Raw genomic sequence first — 7,564 nt, forward strand, 5'->3', positions numbered from 1 at the left:
GTAAGCGTGCGGTCATCCCACCCTTGAGGTCGACGGCCCAAGCGGCAACGATGGTGTCCACCAAACGAGATAGGTGGACACCATGACTGAAGCGAAGATCAAGACCCGTCGGCGCCACAGCGCCGAACTCAAACAGCAGATCCTGGCCGAGTGCGCCCAGCCCGGAGCCTCGGTGGCCAGCGTGGCGCTATCGCACGGCATCAACGCCAACGTCGTGCACAAGTGGCGCCGACTGGCTCATGCCCCGAGCACAGAGGTGCAAGTCCCGACCTTCGTGCCTGTGGCGTTACCTGCGCCCAGCTGCGCGCCGGCTCCAGACATCCGCATCGAGTTGCGCCGTGGCGCCACCTGCGTGTCGCTGACCTGGCCGGTCTCGGCCGCCGAGCACTGCGCGGCCTGGATGCGGGACCTGCTCAAGTGATCCGCATCGACGCCCTGTGGCTGGCCACCGAGCCACTGGACATGCGTGCCGGAACAGAGTCGGCCCTGGCCCGTGTGGTGGCTGTCTTCGGCGCAGCACATCCGCATCACGCCTACCTGTTTGCCAACCGGCGTGCCAACCGCATGAAGGTGCTGGTGCACGACGGCATCGGGGTGTGGCTGGCAGCGCGGCGCCTGAACAGTGGCAAGTTCGTCTGGCCGCGTGAGGGGGCATTGACCGCTACGCTCAGCCGTCCACAGTTCGATGCTCTGGTGCTGGGCCTGCCCTGGCAGCGCCTGGCCGATGGTGGTGTCATCACCGTGCTCTGAATCTGATTGCTGGCCTTCTGCCTGCCAATTGGTGCATGCGCCAATGGCGCAGCGGTGTCGGTGCTGGCACAGTCATGCTCATGGTGGTGGAGCCGCAATCGCTGGAGAGCCTGAGCGCCGAGCAACTGCGCTCGGCGCTGCTGTCCATGCTGCAGGCCGCTGCCGCCAAGGACCAGGAACTGGCCTTCAAGCAGACCCTCATCGACAAGCTCACGCACGAGAACGCGCTCTTGAAGCGCATGAAGTTCGCAGCCCAGTCCGAACGCTTCAACCCCGAGCAAAAGAGCCTGCTCGAAGACGAGATCGAGGCCGACCTGGCGGCCGTGGCCAGCGAGATCGACGCGCTGGCGCAGACGCAAACACCGCCCACTCCCGAGAAGAAACAAGCCAAGCGCCTGCCCCTGCCGGCGCACCTGCCGCGCCGCGAGATCCGCCACGAACCCACGTCTACCACCTGCGCATGCGGCTGCCAGATGAAACGCGTGGGCGAGGACGTGGCCGAGAAGCTGGACTACGTGCCCGGTGTCTTCAGCGTGGAGCGCCATATCCGCGGCAAGTGGGCCTGCGCCCAGTGCGAGACCATTCAACAGGCGCCGGTCCAGGCGCACGTCATTGACAAAGGCATCCCCACCACGGGCCTGCTGGCCCAGGTGCTGGTGGGCAAATACGCAGATCATCTGCCGCTGTACCGCCAGGAGGCGATCTTCGGCCGCGCCGGCCTGGCCATCCCGCGCTCGACCCTGGCGCAATGGGTAGGCACCTGCGGGGTGCGGTTGCAGCCGCTGGTCGAGGCCTTGAAGGACGAGATCCTCAGCCACCGGGTGCTGCACGCCGATGAGACACCGGTGGCCATGCTCAAGCCCGGCGATGGCAAGACGCATCGCGCCTACCTCTGGGCCTATGCGCCGGGGGCGTTCGAGGGCATCAAAGCCGTGGTCTACGACTTCTGCGAGTCCCGCTCGGGCGAGCATGCCCGGCGCTTCCTAGGCCATGGCACCGACAAGGCCTGGAAGGGAAGCCTGACCTGCGACGACTTCGGCGGCTACAAGGCCCTGATCGCCAGCGGCGTGACCGAGGTGGGCTGCCTGGCCCACGCCCGGCGCAAGTTCTTCGATCTGCACGCGGCCAACCAGAGCCAGATCGCCGAGTTCGCCCTCCAACAGTTCGCCCGGGTCTATGAGATCGAGCGCGAAGTCAAGGAACTGGGCGCCGAACAACGGCAAATCGTTCGACAGCAGCAGACAAGGCCGATCCTGGACGCCCTGCACGAATGGATGACGCTGCAACGGCGCCAGGTCCCCGACGGATCGGCAACCGCCAAAACACTGGACTACAGCCTGCGGCGCTGGGTGGCGCTGACCCGGTTTGCAGATGACGGACAACTGCCCGTGGACAACAACTGGATCGAGAACCAGATCCGGCCCATTGCCATCGGCCGCAACAACTGGCTGTTTGCCGGTAGCCTGCGCGCGGGCCAGAGAGCGGCGGCCGTCATGAGTCTGATCCAGTCGGCACGCATGAACGGGCACGACCCGTATGCCTACCTCAAGGATGTGCTCACGCGGCTGCCAACGCACAAGGCCAGTCGCATCGACGAACTCTTGCCGCATCGCTGGCAAACCGGTGCCATCTGAGTCTCAGCCATGACCGCCAGTGGCGGTCAACATGGGATCACCGCGCGCTTACCGCCTGCCAGCAATGGCGGGCGTGGATTGAAACCACCTCGCCCACGGGCTGGTCGCCATTGACGGCCAGGGCTCGCCTGCCAGCAATGGCGGGCGTGGATTGAAACATGGTCTGGTTGGCCAGCTCGGACTGGGCCTTGCGGCTCGCCTGCCAGCAATGGCGGGCGTGGATTGAAACGTCACCGCGCCGCGGTAGTCCACCGCCGCCACGCGCTCGCCTGCCAGCAATGGCGGGCGTGGATTGAAACACCCGCACCTTGATGCCACCGGTCGGTACCAGCGGCGCTCGCCTGCCAGCAATGGCGGGCGTGGATTGAAACTTGACCTCTGCAGTCTCCATGCCCACGACTGGCAGCTCGCCTGCCAGCAATGGCGGGCGTGGATTGAAACGGCAGTGCAAAATCTCAAAAATCCTGCACAACTTGCTCGCCTGCCAGCAATGGCGGGCGTGGATTGAAACCGCGCCCCATCAGGCCACCGCCCTCTCGCCCACGTGCTCGCCTGCCAGCAATGGCGGGCGTGGATTGAAACCACTTCTGCCACCCCGGCAGCACCGCCGCATTCCAGCTCGCCTGCCAGCAATGGCGGGCGTGGATTGAAACATCACCGCCAAGTCCTCAATCAGGTCATCCCCCATGCTCGCCTGCCAGCAATGGCGGGCGTGGATTGAAACCAGTACCTGGGCAGCGCGGCCAAGGAGGTGGAGAGCTCGCCTGCCAGCAATGGCGGGCGTGGATTGAAACGATAACCTGCGTCTGGCGGTTCAGGTGTCGGGCGGCTCGCCTGCCAGCAATGGCGGGCGTGGATTGAAACTCGCCCATCCAGCGCACGTACACCCGGCCCTGCGCGCTCGCCTGCCAGCAATGGCGGGCGTGGATTGAAACATCACGTCGCTGGCCACAAACCACGCCTGGCGGCGCTCGCCTGCCAGCAATGGCGGGCGTGGATTGAAACTCGCCATGGCCAGCAGGGCCGCCAGCAACACGCCGCTCGCCTGCCAGCAATGGCGGGCGTGGATTGAAACGATGTAGGCCAGGGCGGCTGGCTTGTACTGCGCCGCTCGCCTGCCAGCAATGGCGGGCGTGGATTGAAACGTGAACAGCGCGCCTTGGTCCAGCCGGGAATGACGCTCGCCTGCCAGCAATGGCGGGCGTGGATTGAAACAATGGCCGCCAGGGTGTCGCCGGCCATGCCGCCGCGCTCGCCTGCCAGCAATGGCGGGCGTGGATTGAAACCCGTCTGCGGGCGTCGGTGCACCGCACATCCGCGGCTCGCCTGCCAGCAATGGCGGGCGTGGATTGAAACCCGCGCTGGGCGGTGCGGCCAATGCGTTCTTGACTGCTCGCCTGCCAGCAATGGCGGGCGTGGATTGAAACACGGTGGTTTGCTGCAGCACCACCTGGCCGAACCGCTCGCCTGCCAGCAATGGCGGGCGTGGATTGAAACAAGCTGGCGGCGCTGTTGGCGGCGGAGCATGGGGCGCTCGCCTGCCAGCAATGGCGGGCGTGGATTGAAACACAGGCGCACCTCCTCCAGCTCAATGCCCGCCCAGCTCGCCTGCCAGCAATGGCGGGCGTGGATTGAAACAGCGATGCCGGCACCCAGGCTGCGCCTGTCCAGCGCTCGCCTGCCAGCAATGGCGGGCGTGGATTGAAACATCACCCGGGGCCTCGGTGGCGATGTGGACGTGGAGCTCGCCTGCCAGCAATGGCGGGCGTGGATTGAAACGTGCCGAACCGGGGCGTCCTTGGCAACGGGCTGGGCGCTCGCCTGCCAGCAATGGCGGGCGTGGATTGAAACCGCAACACAGGCAAAGAAAACCTCCGCTGGAAGGGCTCGCCTGCCAGCAATGGCGGGCGTGGATTGAAACATTCGCATTCGGGATGCGGCGGATGTGCTGCTGGCGCTCGCCTGCCAGCAATGGCGGGCGTGGATTGAAACAACCGCATCCCGCGGCGCCACCCCGGCCCGGATCGCTCGCCTGCCAGCAATGGCGGGCGTGGATTGAAACGAGCGGGCTGCGTTTGAGCCGCGCAAGGCCAAGGGGGCTCGCCTGCCAGCAATGGCGGGCGTGGATTGAAACATGTGGGAAATCCTGCGGGCGATTCAGGTGCGGGGGGCTCGCCTGCCAGCAATGGCGGGCGTGGATTGAAACCAAAATGCCTGGGCCGGGCTCATCACCCCCCGGGCGGGCTCGCCTGCCAGCAATGGCGGGCGTGGATTGAAACAGCGTGATGCGCGCCCTGAACGCCCTGGCCAACCCGGGCTCGCCTGCCAGCAATGGCGGGCGTGGATTGAAACTCGTCCGCGCCAAACAGCACCCCAGCCAGCTCAGGGGCTCGCCTGCCAGCAATGGCGGGCGTGGATTGAAACTCGGTCAGGTCCACGCACCAGGCATCCACCGTGCGGGGCTCGCCTGCCAGCAATGGCGGGCGTGGATTGAAACAGCCCGATGGTCATGGCGATGGCCGTCTTGCCCAGGGCTCGCCTGCCAGCAATGGCGGGCGTGGATTGAAACCACCCATCCTCGCCATCGTCCTGGTCGTGCAGCCGGGCTCGCCTGCCAGCAATGGCGGGCGTGGATTGAAACACATCTACGGCAACATTGGCGACCGCTGGAATGAGGGGCTCGCCTGCCAGCAATGGCGGGCGTGGATTGAAACACCCCGGACTACCCGAACGTCGAAATCGATGTAAGCGCGCGGTGATCCCATGTTGACCGCCACTGGCGGTCATGGCTGAGACTCAGATGGCACCGGTTTGCCAGCGATGCGGCAAGAGTTCGTCGATGCGACTGGCCTTGTGCGTTGGCAGCCGCGTGAGCACATCCTTGAGGTAGGCATACGGGTCGTGCCCGTTCATGCGTGCCGACTGGATCAGACTCATGACGGCCGCCGCTCTCTGGCCCGCGCGCAGGCTACCGGCAAACAGCCAGTTGTTGCGGCCGATGGCAATGGGCCGGATCTGGTTCTCGATCCAGTTGTTGTCCACGGGCAGTTGTCCGTCATCTGCAAACCGGGTCAGCGCCACCCAGCGCCGCAGGCTGTAGTCCAGTGTTTTGGCGGTTGCCGATCCGTCGGGGACCTGGCGCCGTTGCAGCGTCATCCATTCGTGCAGGGCGTCCAGGATCGGCCTTGTCTGCTGCTGTCGAACGATTTGCCGTTGTTCGGCGCCCAGTTCCTTGACTTCGCGCTCGATCTCATAGACCCGGGCGAACTGTTGGAGGGCGAACTCGGCGATCTGGCTCTGGTTGGCCGCGTGCAGATCGAAGAACTTGCGCCGGGCGTGGGCCAGGCAGCCCACCTCGGTCACGCCGCTGGCGATCAGGGCCTTGTAGCCGCCGAAGTCGTCGCAGGTCAGGCTTCCCTTCCAGGCCTTGTCGGTGCCATGGCCTAGGAAGCGCCGGGCATGCTCGCCCGAGCGGGACTCGCAGAAGTCGTAGACCACGGCTTTGATGCCCTCGAACGCCCCCGGCGCATAGGCCCAGAGGTAGGCGCGATGCGTCTTGCCATCGCCGGGCTTGAGCATGGCCACCGGTGTCTCATCGGCGTGCAGCACCCGGTGGCTGAGGATCTCGTCCTTCAAGGCCTCGACCAGCGGCTGCAACCGCACCCCGCAGGTGCCTACCCATTGCGCCAGGGTCGAGCGCGGGATGGCCAGGCCGGCGCGGCCGAAGATCGCCTCCTGGCGGTACAGCGGCAGATGATCTGCGTATTTGCCCACCAGCACCTGGGCCAGCAGGCCCGTGGTGGGGATGCCTTTGTCAATGACGTGCGCCTGGACCGGCGCCTGTTGAATGGTCTCGCACTGGGCGCAGGCCCACTTGCCGCGGATATGGCGCTCCACGCTGAAGACACCGGGCACGTAGTCCAGCTTCTCGGCCACGTCCTCGCCCACGCGTTTCATCTGGCAGCCGCATGCGCAGGTGGTAGACGTGGGTTCGTGGCGGATCTCGCGGCGCGGCAGGTGCGCCGGCAGGGGCAGGCGCTTGGCTTGTTTCTTCTCGGGAGTGGGCGGTGTTTGCGTCTGCGCCAGCGCGTCGATCTCGCTGGCCACGGCCGCCAGGTCGGCCTCGATCTCGTCTTCGAGCAGGCTCTTTTGCTCGGGGTTGAAGCGTTCGGACTGGGCTGCGAACTTCATGCGCTTCAAGAGCGCGTTCTCGTGCGTGAGCTTGTCGATGAGGGTCTGCTTGAAGGCCAGTTCCTGGTCCTTGGCGGCAGCGGCCTGCAGCATGGACAGCAGCGCCGAGCGCAGTTGCTCGGCGCTCAGGCTCTCCAGCGATTGCGGCTCCACCACCATGAGCATGACTGTGCCAGCACCGACACCGCTGCGCCATTGGCGCATGCACCAATTGGCAGGCAGAAGGCCAGCAATCAGATTCAGAGCACGGTGATGACACCACCATCGGCCAGGCGCTGCCAGGGCAGGCCCAGCACCAGAGCATCGAACTGTGGACGGCTGAGCGTAGCGGTCAATGCCCCCTCACGCGGCCAGACGAACTTGCCACTGTTCAGGCGCCGCGCTGCCAGCCACACCCCGATGCCGTCGTGCACCAGCACCTTCATGCGGTTGGCACGCCGGTTGGCAAACAGGTAGGCGTGATGCGGATGTGCTGCGCCGAAGACAGCCACCACACGGGCCAGGGCCGACTCTGTTCCGGCACGCATGTCCAGTGGCTCGGTGGCCAGCCACAGGGCGTCGATGCGGATCACTTGAGCAGGTCCCGCATCCAGGCCGCGCAGTGCTCGGCGGCCGAGACCGGCCAGGTCAGCGACACGCAGGTGGCGCCACGGCGCAACTCGATGCGGATGTCTGGAGCCGGCGCGCAGCTGGGCGCAGGTAACGCCACAGGCACGAAGGTCGGGACTTGCACCTCTGTGCTCGGGGCATGAGCCAGTCGGCGCCACTTGTGCACGACGTTGGCGTTGATGCCGTGCGATAGCGCCACGCTGGCCACCGAGGCTCCGGGCTGGGCGCACTCGGCCAGGATCTGCTGTTTGAGTTCGGCGCTGTGGCGCCGACGGGTCTTGATCTTCGCTTCAGTCATGGTGTCCACCTATCTCGTTTGGTGGACACCATCGTTGCCGCTTGGGCCGTCGACCTCAAGGGTGGGATGACCGCACGCTTAC

At 65.8% G+C, this 7,564-nt stretch carries 6 protein-coding genes and 1 CRISPR repeat array; of the genes, 3 read left to right on the top strand and 3 right to left on the bottom strand.

The window, feature by feature from the left end; translation table 11 throughout:
- Positions 1-82: 82 nt before the first annotated feature.
- The 3 genes from tnpA (HA630_RS06965) (at position 83) to tnpC (HA630_RS06975) (ending at position 2,384) form a co-directional block, all read left to right on the top strand.
- Positions 83-421, top strand: coding sequence for an IS66-like element accessory protein TnpA (gene tnpA, locus HA630_RS06965; RefSeq protein ID WP_166833614.1), 339 nt, complete (start codon positions 83-85; stop codon positions 419-421).
- Positions 418-750 (top strand): IS66 family insertion sequence element accessory protein TnpB, encoded by a 333-nt coding sequence (gene tnpB / locus HA630_RS06970; RefSeq protein WP_166833616.1) that lies wholly within the window; start codon positions 418-420, stop codon positions 748-750. Before tnpA (HA630_RS06965) ends, tnpB (HA630_RS06970) begins: the two co-directional genes overlap by 4 nt.
- A 74-nt stretch (positions 751-824) precedes the next feature.
- On the top strand, positions 825-2,384 hold the full coding sequence (tnpC, locus tag HA630_RS06975; protein ID WP_371809220.1) for an IS66 family transposase: 1,560 nt from the start codon (positions 825-827) through the stop codon (positions 2,382-2,384).
- 49 nt (positions 2,385-2,433) lie between these two features.
- Positions 2,434-5,098: a CRISPR direct-repeat array (repeat unit 36 nt; unit sequence GCTCGCCTGCCAGCAATGGCGGGCGTGGATTGAAAC).
- Positions 5,099-5,180: 82 nt separating this feature from the next.
- On the opposite strand, the gene tnpC (HA630_RS06980) is transcribed toward tnpC (HA630_RS06975), so the two are convergent.
- From tnpC (HA630_RS06980) to tnpA (HA630_RS06990), 3 genes are all read right to left on the bottom strand, one after another.
- On the bottom strand, positions 5,181-6,740 hold the full coding sequence (gene tnpC, locus HA630_RS06980) for an IS66 family transposase (protein WP_371809220.1): 1,560 nt from the start codon (positions 6,738-6,740) through the stop codon (positions 5,181-5,183).
- A gap of 74 nt (positions 6,741-6,814) precedes the next feature.
- Positions 6,815-7,147 carry an IS66 family insertion sequence element accessory protein TnpB gene (gene tnpB, locus HA630_RS06985; RefSeq protein ID WP_166833616.1) on the bottom strand — a complete coding sequence of 111 codons (333 nt, stop codon included), beginning with the start codon at positions 7,145-7,147 and terminating at the stop codon, positions 6,815-6,817.
- Positions 7,144-7,482 (bottom strand): IS66-like element accessory protein TnpA, encoded by a 339-nt coding sequence (gene tnpA, locus HA630_RS06990; protein ID WP_166833614.1) that lies wholly within the window; start codon positions 7,480-7,482, stop codon positions 7,144-7,146. Before tnpA (HA630_RS06990) ends, tnpB (HA630_RS06985) begins: the two co-directional genes overlap by 4 nt.
- Positions 7,483-7,564: the final 82 nt, after the last annotated feature.

The sequence above is a fragment of the Aquabacterium sp. A08 genome, from assembly GCF_011742065.1.